Origin of the sequence: Bacillus sp. MYb56 (assembly GCF_002976445.1) — a bacterium.
GTDB lineage: Bacteria > Bacillota > Bacilli > Bacillales > Bacillaceae_G > Bacillus_A > Bacillus_A mycoides.
Genome location: NZ_PCOH01000005.1, coordinates 37,127 through 54,011 on the forward strand (window position 1 = coordinate 37,127; position 16,885 = coordinate 54,011).

The 16,885-nt window shown below is 33.3% G+C and carries 11 protein-coding genes and 2 pseudogenes; 2 read left to right on the forward strand and 11 right to left on the reverse strand.

The window, feature by feature from the left end; translation table 11 throughout:
- Positions 1–83: 83 nt before the first annotated feature.
- The 3 genes from CQ058_RS08400 to amyS all read right to left on the reverse strand — a co-directional run bounded on the left by CQ058_RS08400 (position 84) and on the right by amyS (position 4,591).
- A complete protein-coding gene (locus tag CQ058_RS08400; RefSeq protein WP_002190298.1) occupies positions 84–608 on the reverse strand; it encodes a GNAT family N-acetyltransferase in 525 nt (174 codons plus the stop codon).
- Between the two features lie 6 nt (positions 609–614).
- On the reverse strand, positions 615–2,516 hold the full coding sequence (locus CQ058_RS08405) for an endonuclease MutS2 (protein ID WP_105589614.1): 1,902 nt from the start codon (positions 2,514–2,516) through the stop codon (positions 615–617).
- A 533-nt stretch (positions 2,517–3,049) separates the two neighbouring features.
- Entirely contained in the window at positions 3,050–4,591 is a 1,542-nt protein-coding gene (gene amyS / locus CQ058_RS08410; RefSeq protein WP_002190300.1) for an alpha-amylase, read from the reverse strand.
- 216 nt (positions 4,592–4,807) lie between these two features.
- Here amyS and CQ058_RS08415 point away from each other — a divergent pair, with 216 nt between their 5' ends.
- Positions 4,808–5,599 carry an arylamine N-acetyltransferase family protein gene (locus CQ058_RS08415; protein ID WP_002190301.1) on the forward strand — a complete coding sequence of 264 codons (792 nt, stop codon included), beginning with the start codon at positions 4,808–4,810 and terminating at the stop codon, positions 5,597–5,599.
- A 118-nt stretch (positions 5,600–5,717) separates the two neighbouring features.
- On the forward strand, positions 5,718–7,505 hold the full coding sequence (gene pepF / locus CQ058_RS08420) for an oligoendopeptidase F (protein ID WP_002142615.1): 1,788 nt from the start codon (positions 5,718–5,720) through the stop codon (positions 7,503–7,505).
- A 54-nt stretch (positions 7,506–7,559) separates the two neighbouring features.
- On the opposite strand, the gene CQ058_RS08425 is transcribed toward pepF, so the two are convergent.
- The 8 genes and pseudogenes from CQ058_RS08425 to CQ058_RS08460 form a co-directional block, all read right to left on the reverse strand.
- Positions 7,560–8,609, reverse strand: a complete 1,050-nt coding sequence (locus CQ058_RS08425) for an agmatine deiminase family protein (protein WP_002190303.1) — start codon at positions 8,607–8,609, stop codon at positions 7,560–7,562.
- 96 nt (positions 8,610–8,705) lie between these two features.
- Positions 8,706–10,448: an amidohydrolase gene (locus CQ058_RS08430; protein ID WP_002192748.1), complete on the reverse strand. Its 1,743-nt coding sequence runs from the start codon at positions 10,446–10,448 to the stop codon at positions 8,706–8,708.
- A gap of 81 nt (positions 10,449–10,529) precedes the next feature.
- The gene (locus tag CQ058_RS08435) at positions 10,530–11,351 is read right to left on the reverse strand and encodes a MerR family transcriptional regulator (protein ID WP_002190306.1); all 822 of its coding nucleotides are present in this window, start codon (positions 11,349–11,351) and stop codon (positions 10,530–10,532) included.
- 44 nt (positions 11,352–11,395) lie between these two features.
- Complete coding sequence (locus tag CQ058_RS08440) at positions 11,396–12,373, reverse strand: agmatine deiminase family protein (RefSeq protein WP_002128426.1); 978 nt, start codon at positions 12,371–12,373, stop codon at positions 11,396–11,398.
- 229 nt (positions 12,374–12,602) lie between these two features.
- A pseudogene (locus CQ058_RS08445) lies at positions 12,603–13,515 on the reverse strand (bestrophin family protein).
- Positions 13,516–13,693: 178 nt separating this feature from the next.
- Positions 13,694–14,115, reverse strand: a pseudogene (gene psiE, locus CQ058_RS08450) (phosphate-starvation-inducible protein PsiE).
- Positions 14,116–14,291: 176 nt separating this feature from the next.
- Positions 14,292–15,455: an agmatine deiminase family protein gene (locus CQ058_RS08455; protein ID WP_105589615.1), complete on the reverse strand. Its 1,164-nt coding sequence runs from the start codon at positions 15,453–15,455 to the stop codon at positions 14,292–14,294.
- A gap of 285 nt (positions 15,456–15,740) precedes the next feature.
- On the reverse strand, positions 15,741–16,868 hold the full coding sequence (locus CQ058_RS08460) for a serine hydrolase domain-containing protein (protein ID WP_002190309.1): 1,128 nt from the start codon (positions 16,866–16,868) through the stop codon (positions 15,741–15,743).
- Positions 16,869–16,885 lie beyond the last annotated feature (17 nt).

Consider the following 16,885-nt stretch of genomic DNA (forward strand, 5'->3'; position numbering starts at 1 on the left):
CTGCTTAATAAAAAAAGCTATCTTTCTGTATATCCCTACAAAAAGATAGCATCTTTTATGATTACATTTCTTAACCAATACTCCTACTCAGCAAAAGCACTCGAATATTGTACAATTCCTTCTACACCTTCAAGAGCACTCCCTCTTAATTCCATCACCATAAACACTTCATCTGGCACTTCAAATGGTGCTTTTATATTCCAATCACTTGCTTTCTTAAATCCGAATTTCGGATAGTACTCTGGATGCCCTAATACCACAACAGATTCATATCCAAGTTCTTCCGCCTTTTCTAAAGCAGAAGCGATTAGTTTTCCGCCGATTCCTTTTTTCTGATGGCCCCTAGCAACTGAAACTGGTGCGAGCGCTAATGATTCTACAGAAGTTCCATCCTGTTCTATCGTAATTTTTGATAACATAATATGCCCGACTATTTCCTCATCTACTGCAACGATTGATAATTCAGGAATAAACGCGTCACATTCTCTAATACGTTTTACAAGTTCATGTTCCTTTTTATCACTAAATTCTTCATTTAAAAATGCTTGTTTTACAACTTCTTCTGTCTTACTATAATCATTTTTTTGTTCTTGTCTAATCGTTACCATTCTATATTACCCTCTGTTCTTTCTTATTTCTTTTTCAATTTTACGAAGCGCTTTTTTCGATCCGCGCTCAATATCATGCTGCATTTTTCTTTCTTTATAATCGACAAATAGTGTATTTAAATCATATCCTTCTGGGTATAATTCTTTCGCCGCTACCTCTAAAGTAATACGTTTTACATTCACTTCAACGAATTCACCGTTATAATATACAACGACATTATAGAAATTATCTTTTTCCTTATAGATGATACCAAAATCATCATGATCCAATAAATTCACACGGTCACCGATTTTATATTCATAGTCATTTTCTCTTTTTTCTTGCACGAATTTCGGTTTTCTAATTTTGCTTTCATTCACTTTTTCTATAGCGTATTCTTTATTTCCCATATACGCTTTCGCTCTTTGCAGTACATGTTCTTTTACATTCATTTTATTTGCAATCCAAAGTGCATTGCTTTCACCAGATTTACCGATCACTAATTTATAAAGAGGCTCCAATGTCTCACTATTAAATTGCATTGCTGCGTTCATAAAATCACCGTGCATTTCTGAAAATCGTTTTATTTCACCGTAATGCGTACTCGCAATTGTAATACATCCCGATAGATAAAACTCTTCTAAAATAGATATCGCAAGCGCCGCACCTTCATTTGGTTCTGTGCCGCTTCCTATTTCGTCAAATAGTAGTAACGTATTATTATTTGACATCCTCATAATTTCAGACAGATTTTTCATATGAGATGAAAATGTACTTAGTGCATTTTCGATACTTTGATTATCACCTATATCTACAAACACATTTTCGAAAATAGCAATTTCTGTTTCTTTATCTCCAGCAATATGAAGGCCTGACATTGTCGCTAATGTTAACAATCCAATTGTTTTTAGCACAATTGTTTTCCCGCCTGCGTTCGGCCCAGTAATAATTAAACTACGGTATTCTTGACCGATTTCAAAGTTTAATGGTACTACTTTTCCACTTAAAAGCGGATGCTTACAATTCATTAAATGAATGTAGCCATGATCATTTAATTTCGGCTCTATTCCATCAATTGATTTACTAAACTTCGCTTTCGCAAATACCATATCATATTGGCTAATCAATTCCATATTAATTTTTATATGATAAATATTTTCTAATACCATTCCTGATAAAGTCGCTAAAATTTGATATTCTTCCATCGCTTCTTCTGCTTTCAAACCCGCGAGTTCCGCATTTAGCTTTGTAACCGTATGCGGTTCTATAAATACAGTAGAACCTTTTGCAGAAGCTTCAACAATACTTCCAGCAACTTGATTTTTATAGGAAGATTTAATCGGAATCGTATAGCGATCATCCTTTTTACTAATAAAGAATTCCTGAATATACTTCTTATTTACACTACTATTTAAAAACTTCGTTAAACGTTCTTTTATTTTTCCATCTACAGAATCAATGTTATTTCGAATTCGTTTTAACTCTTTACTAGCTGCTGCATCAATGCTATTTCCTTTAATTGAAAAGTTAATTTCCTCTTCAATACTTTTAAATTCAGTCATCGAATTTGCATAGGAAGCTAATACTGGTGCAAAAAATTCTTTATCTAACATAAATTTTTTAATCTTTCTACATCCACGTAAAAAGTCTGAAACACTCACTAACTCTGCTGGATCTAAAATCATCCCTTTTTCTAATTTTTGAATTGTACTAGCGATATTAGAAATTCCGAAGAAAGGCACATGCCCTTCTGCATCTACTATAGCTCGTGCTTCTGTCGTTTCATTTAAGCGATTTCTCACTACTTTTATACTCGTACTCGGCTCTAATTTATTTAATAATTCCTTACCTAATCCACTTACACAATAAGATTTCACTATTTCCATTAATTCGTTATATTGTAACTTTTCAAAAGTCATCGTATTCATTTTGTTTCTCCTCACTATGATTGATTTCTATCATCAATGAAGATACCTACTCATTAGATTCCAATGAATTCTACATTATTCAATTACCATTTTTATACATTAAAAACATATACAAAAAAGCTGCGGGGATACCGCAGCTTTTACATTTACAAGGCAAGTGTAATAACATATGAGGAAATAAGCCATAAAAAAACAGATGGCAATCCCCTTATTACACGCTTTATAAAGTATTGTAGGTATCTTCATAGGTTTCGAAATAAATCCATGACAAAATTAGGGGTATGATATACATAAAAATCCCCTGGTCTTATCCGATTTATTTCATTAAATTTTTCCTATTTAGTACCTACCGCACTCACAAAAAGCACCTCTCATTAATTTATATTTTATGTTCATTGAAATCTAATTTATTGAAATCATCATACTATATGTTTTATAAGAAGTAAAGGTGTCATACTTTAATAACTATGCAGAATGTAAAAAAGAAGAGGAGAACTTATATTTCAGTCTGCCCCTTCTTTTTTATCACAAATTTACTGCTGAACATATATGGAAACTGAGCCTCCACTTACATGGAACTGCCCCCATCCGTCCTTATTAATTGTTATAGTATTTGTTTGATTACCCGTAATATCGTACCATACTTCCCCAGCGTTATTCTTTCCAACATCCATCCACTTTGATCCTCCTGGTCCGTCCGAGAGTAATGTCGCTAAACCAGAATTAGCATGTACACCATCGCCTTCTCTTGTCCAGCCAATCACATCTGGATGGTCTAAATAATCACGCTGCGTACCATATGCAAAGTTTTTTCGTGCCGTCAAAATTGGATCAATTTTATCTTTTAACGCTGGAATTTCATAACTACTATTTCCGCTTGTCCCATAGTAATCACCATAGAAAACTGAAGGATAACCTTCTGCACGAGTTAAAATAAATGCATATGCCAGCGGCTTAAACCACGGACTTACTACAGATTCCAATGACTGCCCAGGCTGAGAATCATGATTCTCAACGAGAGTAACTGCGAGTGCAGGGTGATTTTTCATTACTGTTCCATTTAAAATATTTCTCATATCATAATTCCCATTTCCTGTTGAAGCATAATGAAAATTGTAATGAAGCGGTGCATCAAACACAGATTGATTATAATTGACTTTCGCTAAATAATTGTTTAAAGCCTGAACATCATTTTGCCAATATTCAGCTACTGTAAACATTTCTTTCCCCGTTTGCTGTCTGGCATGATTTACCCAATCGCGTAAATATTCATGATCAATATGTTTAACAGCGTCCAAACGAAAGCCATCTAAATTTAATTCATTCGCATACCATGTTCCCCAATTTTTCATCTCATTCGCAACATCAGGATGATCAAAATCAAGATCTGCATACATCAAATAATCATAATTTCCATTTTCGCTAGACACTTCCCAATCCCACGCTTTATCTACACCCCTAAATTTATAAATTCGATTTAATTTCCTTCCTTCATCCCAATCCGTTCCGTCAAAATGATACCATTTCCATTTGAAATTAGAATAAGCATCTCCGCGCCCTGGAAAATTAAACCCCGTCCATGCACTAATTTGATAATCACCTGATACTTCAATATTTCGATTGTTACGGTCTACCTCAACAGCTGTTACGGTTTCAGTATAATCAGCCCCACCTTTATGATTCATAACTACATCACCGTATACGTCGATGTTTTGCTTATGTAATGCGTCAATTGCAGATTTCAACTGTGCTTTTGTCCCATATTTCGTCCGCACCGTTCCTTTTTGATTGAACTCCCCTAAATCATATAAATCATAGGCCCCATACCCTACATCATTTTGCGAAGTCCCTTTATATGCAGGTGGTATCCATACAGATGTGATTCCTTTATGAGCTAAACTTTCAGCATCGGAACGCAAACGATTCCAATGATTCCCATCATTCGGAGCGTACCACTCAAAATACTGCATTAATGTTCCATTGTTCACTGTTGCTGCTTCTGCCTTATTTCCCTCATATATATTAGGAAAAAGCAAAATAAACAATAAACAGACTACCGTAATCCTTTTCAACATATTTACACCATCCCCTTCAAGAAAACGTTTGCATAATTTGTTAAAGTTATTATAATATTCGTTCTACAGTTAGTAAAGTAACAATCTTTTAATCTCTCACATTATTTTTCAAAATATGAATTCAACTATTCCACAAGTACCCCATATAGTTTAAAATTCACATCGGATTCAAAATTGTTTACAATTTATCTATAAAAGCATAACGGAGGGATTTCTATGACCGACTTTCAAAAACAATTTTTTGCAAGATTAAATATAGAAGAAAAACACAAAGTTTCATTTGAAGATTTACCTAACATTATGTACGCAATGGCACAAACTGTCCCTTTTGAAAACTTAAATATTCTCGAAAACAACTTTAAAGAAATATCAAAAGAAAATCTAAAAGAAAAAATTTTAATAAACAACCGTGGCGGCCTTTGTTATGAATTGAATCCGGCTATGTATTACTTCCTTAAAGACTCTAAATTCGATGTCCATCTCGTTTCAGGAACAGTTTATAACGCTGCAAATTCTATATGGGCTGTAGATTCAGGGCATATCGCAACTGTTTTACAACATCATAATGAACTTTACTTAATTGAAGTAGGTTTCGGATCATATTTACCCCTTTCCCCTGTTCCTTTCTCTGGTGAGATCGTTCATTCTGTAACAGGCGACTATCGTATTCGTAAAGAAACGACTGAAAAAGGTAATTATATTTTAGAAATGCGTAAAAGCAATGAGTTTCTAGATCAATCTTCTACTGATGATTGGACAGTAGGTTATGCATTTTACTTGGAAGAAGTGGATGAAACGAAAGCAAATGCAGCACAAAAAATTATTTTTGAACATGAAGGTTCACCATTTAACAAAGTACCTCTTGTTGTAAAACTTACTCATGACGGGCACGCATCATTAACAAAAGATAGCCTTACAGTAACGAAAAATAGAAATAAAACAAAAGAAACAATTACAAAAGAGCAATATACAAACCTCCTTCATTCAACGTTCGGCATTACATTATAACTTTTAAAGCCTCGCCATTTCCGGCAAGGCTTTTCATTTTCCAGCAGGGATTTTTTGCAATTTGTTGTATTTCATAGTTATATAGGAATATAACTACATATTTAGAAAGGAAATGATTATGACTGAACTTAAAGATCGACTACAAGTAGCTGATAAAGAAAAATGGGATTTAACGGATATTTATCATACAATTGAAGATTGGGAAAGCGATTTCCATAAAATTGAAGTATTAACGAATGAATTACACAAGTTTAATGGAAATATTCACGATGGCAATAGTTTATTAGCTTATTTAACAAAGAGTGAAGAAATATCTAGCATAATATCTTTAATGTTCGCTTATGCACGATTACAATCTGATCTTGATACACGCGATACTGACGCTCAATCCCTTGTCGATAAAGTATCACAATTACACGTGAAAGTAAGTGCGGCTAAATCTTTCTTTTCCCCATTCTTACTTAGTGTAGATGAAAACACATTACATTCTTACATAGAAGAAACAGAAGGCTTACACTATTATAAAGAAGACTTATTTGAGCTATACCGTTATAAAAAACACGTTTTGAATAAAGACCAAGAAGAGATTTTATCACAAATGGGTGAAGCACTCTCCTCCCCACAGCATACATTTGGCATGTTAAATAATGCAGATATAATTTTTGGTGAAGTGACTACTGATGATGGAGAAAAAGTAAACTTAACACGTGGAATGTATTCAAAGCTAATAGAAGATGAGAATCGTGAGAAACGTGAAGAAGCCTATAAAGCTTATTACAAACCATACGTTCAATTAAAGAATTCTATCGCTTCTACTTTGTCCGCAGCTATTAAAAACAATGTTACTGTCTCAAAGCTACGAAAATATCCATCAGCTTTAGAAAAATCATTATTTGGCGACATGGTTCCGAAAGAAGTATATGAAAATTTAATTGAGACAACGAAAAAAAACATTCAATCATTACATACGTATAATGAACTTAGAAAAGAAAAATTAAATGTAGATGAACTACGACAATACGACTTGAGTGTTGATTTAGTAAAAGGTGTAAAACAAGACATTCCATACGACGAAGCGTTTGATATAATGATCGCGTCACTAGCTCCTTTAGGTAAAGAATATATCGAAACATTAAAAAACTTTAAAGATAAACGCTATATAGACGTGAGAGAAACACCAGGAAAACGTTCTGGCGCTTATAACTTTGGTGTATACGGTGTTCATCCTTTCATTCTTTTAAATCATCATGATGATTTAAATAGCCTTTTCACCCTTACTCATGAATGCGGGCACGGTATGCATACGCATTACTCACACGGATACCAACCAAGAATTTCTGCACACTATACTATCTTTGTTGCAGAAGTCGCTTCTACAGTAAATGAAGTGTTATTAATTCATTATTTATTAAAAGAAGCAAAAGAAACGAACGTACGTAATCATTTAATTAACTACTTTATCGATAGCTTTAAAGGTACTTTCTTTACACAAATCATGTTTGCAGAATTTGAAAAAATCACACATGAAATGGCCGAACAAGGTAAACCATTAAATGCCAAAGTCTTTAGTGAAATTTACGAAAACTTATTTAGAGAATATAATGGCGACTCTCTCGTATTTGACGAAGAAGTAAAATATGGCTGGTCTAGAATCCCTCATTTCTACCGTCCATTTTACGTATACAAATACGCAACTGGATTCGCTTCTGCCATTCAAATCGCCGATAAATTATTAAGCGGTGATCCAAATGCTCAGAAAAACTATATTGAATTCCTTAAAGGCGGAAGTTCTGACTATCCATTAAACCTACTGAAAAAAGCTGGCGTTGATTTAACTACACCAGAACCGATTGAAAGTGCATTAAATCGATTCACCCAACTTGTTGAAGAGTTTTCAGCATTATAGAAAAAAGCATGCAGATTATAGAATCTGCATGCTTTTTCATATAAAATATACATTTCATTTATTCACTTGTTGCTGCGTCACACAATGAATCATACCACCATACGCATACAGTTCATTTACATAAACACCGACAATTCTTCTTCCTGGAAACTGCCCTTCAATGATTTGAAGTCCTAACTTATCATGTTCATCACCGTATATAGGAACCAATACAACTTCATTTCCAATATAAAAGTTCAAATACGAACCTTTACAGTCTGCCTCTTTTACCACTTTTCTTGTTACAGGTACTGGGATGAGCTGAAATGGATTTCCATCTATATTTCTCGCTTGTCGCAATTCTTGATAATGCTTTTCCTGCGCCTCCAAAAGGTACAACTCTCCTTCCCCAAAAGGATCATATTCATAAAGAATTGTATTTTCATTTACAAAACGCGCTGCCCCATCAATATGGTAATCTGTATCTTCATCATAATTATCCTCTCCGCGAATACCAGTTATCCATATAAAATTCGTTACTCCCAAATACTTCGTTAACTCTATTTCAATCTCTTCCTGATTTAGTGTAGGATTTCGATTTTCATTTATAATAGAAGTTTTTGCCGCCATTAAGGTGCCATTTCCATTTATCTCTATTCCTCCACCTTCTATACAGACACTAGATTTAACTTTTGGAATGCCATACATTTCACTTATTTTTTCCGGAATAACAGCATCATTTTCATACGGATATTTATCCCCCCAACCATTAAATACCCAGTGTGTTAAACAGAGATTGCCTTCCTTATCTTTTACAAAGTTCGGTCCATTATCTCTTATCCAAACATCATCCGTTTCTTCAATTAAAAAATCAATTTTATCCATATCTACATTCGCTTCAATTAACTTCGATTGTACATGTACTTTTTCTTCCTCATCAAATACAACAATATGCACATTCTCACCGTAATAAAGCTCCTTTGCCATCGTTACCCAAATATCATCTAGCTTAGATCTGTAACCTTCACCTCTATGAGCTTTATCATGAGGCCATTGGAGCCATGTCCCCTCATGATTTTCCCACTCAGCAGGCATATAAAACAAACTATTTTCTATATTTCTCATACGTGTTCACCCCTTCTTCGAATGTAAGTTCAGTCTAAACTTTGACATCGTGTTAAGGTCAACAGAAATATATTAACTACTTCATAAACTGATTCTTTATTTTCCCTTGTGATACACTACTTCTCCTTGTAAAACCGTCACTAAAACTTTCGCATTCGGAATCTTATCGACACTCATTTTAGTAATATCTTCATTTAGCAATACCATATCGGCTGATTTACCTACTTCAATTGAACCAGTAATATTATCAAGGCCTAATGCTTTGGCGGGCTTAATTGTATAAGCATCAATAGCTGCATATATATCAGATAAGCCTTTCTCTTCAATACTTAACGCATTCGAAATTGTCACAAGTGGATTCAGTTCGTTTACGTCCCAATCACTACTAAGCGATACATTTGCTCCTGTTTTCCAAATGCGTCCTAACGGCATAATTCGTTTCATCTGTTGATTTGTAAAATACGCACTTGCCCAGCTTTGTTTAGGATCTTCTGCAAAATCATGACCTACTTGGAAATCAGCGCTAATACCTAACTTAGCAAAACGATTTATATCACTATCTTCTACCATTTCCACATGTGTAAGCGTATAAGGTTGATTCGCCCCTTCTTTTTTCGCTGCTTCAATTGCATTTAAACTTTCTCTTACTCCGCCATCTCCAATTGTGTGGATGAGTGCACCGTAACCAATTTTATTGAGTTCACTCAACCACCACTTCATTTTTTCTTCTGGAATATAGTTCAAACCGTACGGTGTTCCTTTAAACCATTCAAATTTATATTTTTCTAGTATTTTAGCTGTGCTGTTAATGCTAATTCCATCACTATACATCTTCACTTGATTAATAAGCATTCGAGATGATACATCATCACGCTTAATTTTTTTGAAATACTCAATTTGTTCTGCTTCATTTAAGTTCGGATATACCCACGGACGAAGTACTACTCGCGATGTTAACTTTTTCTCATCATTAACTTTATTCCAAACATCTAACCAGCCTCGTTTCCAATAAAGACGTCCATCGCCGACTGTAGTAATACCATTCTTCGCAACCTCATCTAGACCATCTAACAAACCTTCATAATTTTTTTCAAAGAGATTTGGCTGAGAATTCCATGCTTTTTCCATCACGATATCCCCAGCTGTATCATACAGAATTCCAAAAGGTTCTCCTGTCTCTGGATCCCGGATGATTCTTCCGCCTTGCGGATCTTTCGTCTCTTTATTTATTCCTGCTGATTCCAATGCCTTTGAGTTAACCCATACAGAATGAGAGGTTCTTTCCATAATTAATACCGGGTTATTAGGAAATAGCTCATCAAGAACTTGTAATGGCGTTTGTTGTTCTGATTTTTCGTCCATATCTTTTAACAGCTCTTCCAAACTAAATCCTGTTCCGCTTATCCATTCGCCATCTTTCACATCTTTTTTACAAGCCTTTAAATACGAGCGTTGTTCTTGCAGCGCAGCATCCGGTGAAACACTACAATTCCCTGCTGCTGGTGATTTCGCCTCAAATATATGATTGTGATTGTCCACAAAACCAGGAAGAATAAAACGTCCTTGTAAATCCACCACTTTCGTATCTTCATTTATAAATCCTTCTACATCTTTGTTTGAACCAACAAATGTAATTTCCCCTTCTTTAACGGCTACAGCCTCTACAATGTCTTGCTTGTCATTTGAAGTATAGATTGTACCATTTTTAAACACTACATTTTTTGGCAACTGATTTGGTAGAACGAAGCTACCATTCTCACCTTCTCCTACTCCAGGAGTACACGCTGAAAACCATGTCATACTTAGAATCAGACAAATAATCATGATTGTTCTTTTCATATTCTTTCTCCTTTTTATTATGATGAATTACTTACATAAATAGAATAAGGATTGACATAATGTTAATGTCAATCCTTATTCTCAGTCTATTTTCATAACTAAAAAACAAATTTGTGTCACATACTCCTCTACTAAACAATCACATTCAGGTCCCTTTATGTAGACCTCATATGGTGAATTATTTATTACATAACCATTTCTTTCAATCCATTTTTCTAACGCAATATAAGCGTAGCCTATATAGTCATAACTTCCATAATGCATAGTAGTAACGATTTGATGTGGATTTAATTTTTTTATTTCATATTCTTGTACTACATCTTTATTGTTCCCATGCATGACCGGAATTCTTAATTCAATATCACTGTGATTTGGAATATACTCTTTATCATAAAAAACTACGGATGGAGAACCGACTATTTGAAAGCTATTTTTTTGTACATTTTCATATAAGTCATAAAAATAATCATCCATATCATCTATATCTATTTGTAGTCTTTGAGTAATTACCGTCATTTCATTTCTCATTCCAATTAATATATCGTAACTTCTATGGCGAGCAATATTTAGACCATGATTCATATTTACCATTTCATTCATTTCTGAAATAACCTGTAAATTTTGTTTCACCTCATGAGACAACTCTATAATTTGTGATTGCATATGTTTAATAAATGAATCTTGATCTGATGATTGAAGAATTATTTTGATTTTCGGTAAAGGAAACTTATACTCCCTTAGCTTTTTAATTTTCAGCGCTATTTCAAGCTGCCCTTGCTCATAATATCTATATCCATTTACCGGATTCACATATGCTGGTTTCAATATTCCCTCTTTATCATAATGCCTTAGCATCCGTGTACTCATTTTACAAATCCGCGAAAACTCAGTAATTGTATACATATAAATACCCCTTGAATACATTCTCTTATATATAAGCTTATTTATTAAAACCAATCAAATATTTTTCTGATTGAAGAACCTTCATTCTGATCGTTCAGCCTTTTCATTTTTGAAGGTAACAAATGACTAGGACAATACCACGTTAAACAATTCATCGCGCCTCCCATTGTCGATATTTCTCCTACATGACTTTGAATAACTTGTTTCTCAGTATGCTGTTGAATATATCTTAAAACTTCCTCATCTTTAGCTAATCCAAACTTAGGAACGTAAAGCGTATCACATGTTTCTAACATATTTATATATAAACCTTTTGCTGACGCTATCTCTTCATCGTATTGACCCTTCTCTGTATATGACGAAGGAACAACTATAAATTCAGCCTCTGGCATTTGCTCTTGAATAATTTCTTGAACCTTATATCTAAATTCATGATCCCCTAAAAAATCACTAATAAACATTGTATGTTCATCAATAAATTTAACCATCCCGTCTGCGTGTGCAAGTACATCTCCCTCTTCAGCAGGAATAATAATAACCCGACTCACATCTAAATCCCATTCCAGTTGCTCTATAATTTCTTCTTCCGTCCAATCATAATTATCATCAAATATGCGTTCCGTTAATATAACGGTATCTTTTTTATTCCAAATAAGATTTCCACCGTCTAATATCAATGGAGATGTCACATATTCAAAATCGTTCTTTTTCAGCCATTTATTAAATTGTTGATCTAAATATCGTCCTTGATCTTTCGGTAAGTAATTCGGTTGATATTTGAATTTAACTAGATGATTTGTTACAACTGGTGCAACATCTCTTAGCCAAATATCATCATACTCAAAAAAGTTTGTATGAAAGTCTTGCTCTTCAACAGATAAAGATATAAGTTGATCGGTAAATGCTTTATTTTCATTTAAGTATTCATTAAAATAAATAATGTCTTCATAAAATGGTCGATAATATTCATTCGATTCATCTGGTATTGCAGTAAAAATAATGCCACTATGTTTTTGTTCCATATTACTTACCTCGCTTTTTAATAATGATTGAATAACTGTTTTCAATAAGCCAACTATTCCCCAATTCATTTCTCTTTTCATTACAATTTTTGAAACGTGCACATTTCATGAATGGATTATAGCACGGAGAAATATTATATATTTATATAAAAAATATAAAGACGTCGTTAAGCCGTAAACTGACTCTTGACAAGATTTTTAAATTTTAATCGTCGTACACAATGAAGGATTAGATGATTTTTTTATCAAGATTCAAATCCATTACTTCTAATAGAGCGTTTTGATTATATAAATTCACTAAATGCGTTTCTACACCAATGCAAATCCCTTCTAGCGGCAGATCGTTTGGATCTTGACCAAATGGATCCTCAATTTCAACTCCTATTGCTTCAATCCCTATAAATGCAAAACTTATAAACGTAGTTGCAAGTACTGTAAACCATCCAAGACTATCAACAAGACCAATCGATAAAGTCCCGCAAAATATGAGCAAAATATGCAAAAGGAATAGGCGTTGTTTTGATCCGATCACATCCACCCACAGCCGTAAGCAGAGTATTCAAATCAGCTTCCATATTAATTATTGCATTTGGGTGAATTTGACCCGTTTTCAAACCTTTTGATAGTATAGTTTTTAACATAAAAACTATACTAATCGGTAAATGAATAGACTCAGCCAACATTTCTTTTTCCTTCTCAGAACAAATATCAAACAATGCTTTTATTTCGGATAAATCTTTTTCGTCTCTCAAATGTCCTTTCGCTATCTTTGGAAAAGCAATTAACAAATGTAAAAATTTTAATTTTTCCTGATCCGTCTTTTTCCCTTCAGACTCCCAATAACATAAAAAACTAACTGCCAAATTTCTAGTACAAGCACCAACCGTGCCAAATAACTTTCTACCTTCCCAATACCTATCATAGGCAGTGTTAGTACGAAAAACTAACAGTAGACCTAAAGCTCCTCCAACAATTACCCAAGGAGTTTGATTAATTTTTATTTCTACATAATAATAATTAATCACAGTTACTATCGTTGAAATACATATATATAATAAAATTTGCGGGAAAATATCTCTTATAACTGTTCCCTTTAATGTAAATATTTGATGTAAACTATTTTGATTATTGTAATGAACCATACTTACAAAAACCTCTTTCCTTATTAACCTTTTATTCTTTTAAATTATGAAAGTATACAATTAAATAGTAGAATCATAAACCCTATTATTATAAAACTGGTTAAGATTATTTCTTTCAATACTGTTACTCCTTTTTACCAAAAGATAAAACATCTTTTTTGATTTAAACAACAAACGTTCACTCTTCTAAATCACGACGCATTATTTTAGAATTTGCAATGAATAAAGCACTAATTAATACAAGAATCGCGCAAGCATATATCAATGAATCCATTGGACTATCATGGTCTATAATAATTAGACGAATAATAGCCGTAATACCTATATATATATAAAATAACGTAATGGAAAATGAAAGTTCATTTGAAAATACTTTATAATCATTACGATGAATTCAAAATATAAAAAGAATACGACAATGCTATCAATTAAATGATAACTAGATTCCTCACTATTTAATTTAAGTTCTTGTATAAATTGAATGACTTCTTTCATAAGAAACACACTTAAAACAATTCCCAAACAGATCAAAGCTACATTTATAATGTACTGTAGAACGATAGGGAAAAACGAAAATACTTTTTTAAAATTCTTTACCACAAACATTTTTCTCCTTTTCCATATAAACCAATAATGACAATATACTTTCATTCAATTATCGTTACATTAAAATTATACATTATACCCTTGTTACAGATGTTAAAACAAGACAAAATAAGTAAAGATAGCATTTCACCTATTTTGTCTATAAAGCAACATAACGAAACTATCATCGATTACTTCAATTGAATCGGTTGTTGCTGTGTCACACAATGGATCATTCCGCCATTTTTATAAAGCTCTCTCACATCAATTCCCACTACTTTACGATCCGGGTATAATTTCTGAATCGTATCGTTTGCGATTTTGTCATTTGGATCATTATAGTTAGGAACCAATACAACTGTATTCCCAACATAATAATTGATATACGACCCCTTATAATCTAGAGTTTTTCCACCTTCTAAAGTAACTTTATCTTTACTAAGCGGTAAGTATTCGTACTTATATTTCTGTCCTGAAGCATTTTTTGCATCTAACAATTTATCCATATCTTTGTTTGACAAGCCCCATTCAGCCAAGTCATCTTCTGCCATCGTTACGATTGTAGATTTATCATGGAATTTAGCAAATCCATCAATATGAAAATCAGTAATATCTAAATTAGGCACTCCATCTAACCAAATAAAGTTTGTCACCCCAAGGTCACTTATATATTTTTCAATTTCCGCTTCTGATAAATCAGGATTTCTATTTTTATTCGTTACTGCGCTTCGAGTTAATAAAGCAGTCCCATTGCTGTCTAATTCAATTGCGCCACCTTCAAGGACAAATTTCCCCCAATCAATTCTTTCAATCCCTAATTGTTTACTAACATTCTCACGTATACGGGCATCATTTTTATATGGAGTTTTCTTTCCCCAACCATTAAATGCTGGATCTAATATTTTTAGATTTTTATTATTGTCATAAACAAAAATCGGTCCACTATCTCTTGCCCACACATCATTAGTAGGAGCGATAAAGAAATCAACTTTATCCATATTCAGCCCCTTATCTATTAAAAGCTTATTGATTCGCTCTTTCTCTTCCCCATCATATGCAACAATGTGGACTTTTTCACCCTCAGTTAAAGCACTTGCCATCTTAATCCAAATAGGTTCAACTTCTTGTTTATACTCTTGACCATATGTGTATTCATGAGGCCATTGTAGCCACGTACCTTCATGTTTATCTTTTTCATCCGGCATCGTATATTTTCCAGCGTTTTTCTGTACCTCTACTTTTTTATCCTCTTTCTCTTTCCCTTTGGCATTTTCATTATTCCCTTCAAAAGAACATCCACTAATAATCGTTGTAGATAATGTAGCTATTAAACAAAACTTTACTATTTTTTTCATTTTTCAACCTCCTGTTCATGTCTACAATACTGTAAGGCTTAACATAGTGTGAAGCTCAAGCTTTTTCATCAATGTAAAAATTACCAATTATTCTTCCGCATGATAATCACATAATTTCAATACAAATAGATGACATTCACAAAATACACTTCCTATATTTAACATCCATATCATTTAACTTCCTTCATAAATTTATTCTAATACTAATCCCCTCTCATACATGCTTGTTCACTAAATAAAAAAATCGGTATTGATAATTTTATATCAATACCGATTTTCAAATATTTATTTTCCTTCTATTAAATCATTCGCTAATTTCCTAAACTCTTGATTAAATGTATCATTCATACCATTTTGTACGTTAGAGAATAATATTACAAACGTTCTTTTATCCCAGTTAAAATTATTAAAAGTGTTCCAGCCAGCTAATACACCATGGTTATGATAATAATCCGGGTAAATATAGAAGCTAAATCCATATTTTCTCGCAGGTGATACTGTAAACATATCTGATAAGCTTTGTTTAGAAATCAGCTTTCCATCCATAATAGCCTCATCTAATCTTTTCATATCTTCAACGGTCGTATACATTTCACCACAACCATACAGCCAGTTCATTTTTAAGCGGGGTGTAGCTATTAACTCATTATCTTTTTTCGTGTAACCTTCTGCTAAGAAAATATCTTCAGGGAGAGTTGCCCCCATACCAGATTCATTCATTTCAACAGGAGTAAAAATGTTTTCTTTCACATATTCAGCAAGCGGTTTATTCGATATCTTTTCTACAATATACGCAAGTACCATATAATTATAATCTGTATATTTCCATCCTGTCCCTGCAGGAAATTGCAACTTTTGCGCTCCAATCCACGTTACTAACTTTAAACGTGATGCCGCATCAACACTACCTTGTCCCTGATCTGGTAACCCGGACGTATGTGTTAACAAATTTCGTAACGTAATGTTTTTATCTGCTGGAAACGATGGAATATACTTATTTACATTGTCTTCAATATTCAATTTCCCTTTTTCTCTTAGCTTTAATATAGATATTGCAACTACTGTTTTCGTTATGGAACCGATGCGATATTTTGTTCTTGGCGTTGTTAAAACTTTATCTTTTACATTCGCATACCCGTAGCCTTTTCGTAAAACCACATTATTTTTATCCGTTACGAGAACCGTCCCGTTAAATCCTTTATCTTTTAAATATTGATCGAGTTTCGTTGCTGCAATATCATAACGTTTTTGCTGATTCGCATCAACTTTCGGGTGAACATTTCCAACCTTATCCTCAAAATTTGAAAATGCCTTCAAACTGTATTTCTTTTCTTTATTTGCATGTATGAGTGCAGCGACACTCCCACAAAAAATAGCAAAAACAAAGAAAGCGATTAACCATTTCTTAAACATATGGGAACCCTCTTTTA

What these genes read in the sequence shown, in the direction of transcription:
- CQ058_RS08440 (WP_002128426.1), bottom strand. Translation starts at nt 12,373, where the DNA reads ATGGAACAAAAACATAGTGGCATTATTTTTACTGCAATACCAGATGAA.
- CQ058_RS08405 (WP_105589614.1), bottom strand. Translation starts at nt 2,516, where the DNA reads ATGAATACGATGACTTTTGAAAAGTTACAATATAACGAATTAATGGAA.
- CQ058_RS08460 (WP_002190309.1), bottom strand. Translation starts at nt 16,868, where the DNA reads ATGTTTAAGAAATGGTTAATCGCTTTCTTTGTTTTTGCTATTTTTTGT.
- CQ058_RS08455 (WP_105589615.1), bottom strand. Translation starts at nt 15,455, where the DNA reads ATGAAAAAAATAGTAAAGTTTTGTTTAATAGCTACATTATCTACAACG.
- CQ058_RS08435 (WP_002190306.1), bottom strand. Translation starts at nt 11,351, where the DNA reads ATGTATACAATTACTGAGTTTTCGCGGATTTGTAAAATGAGTACACGG.
- amyS (WP_002190300.1), bottom strand. Translation starts at nt 4,591, where the DNA reads ATGTTGAAAAGGATTACGGTAGTCTGTTTATTGTTTATTTTGCTTTTT.
- CQ058_RS08415 (WP_002190301.1), top strand. Translation starts at nt 4,808, where the DNA reads ATGACCGACTTTCAAAAACAATTTTTTGCAAGATTAAATATAGAAGAA.
- pepF (WP_002142615.1), top strand. Translation starts at nt 5,718, where the DNA reads ATGACTGAACTTAAAGATCGACTACAAGTAGCTGATAAAGAAAAATGG.
- CQ058_RS08425 (WP_002190303.1), bottom strand. Translation starts at nt 8,609, where the DNA reads ATGAGAAATATAGAAAATAGTTTGTTTTATATGCCTGCTGAGTGGGAA.
- CQ058_RS08400 (WP_002190298.1), bottom strand. Translation starts at nt 608, where the DNA reads ATGGTAACGATTAGACAAGAACAAAAAAATGATTATAGTAAGACAGAA.
- CQ058_RS08430 (WP_002192748.1), bottom strand. Translation starts at nt 10,448, where the DNA reads ATGAAAAGAACAATCATGATTATTTGTCTGATTCTAAGTATGACATGG.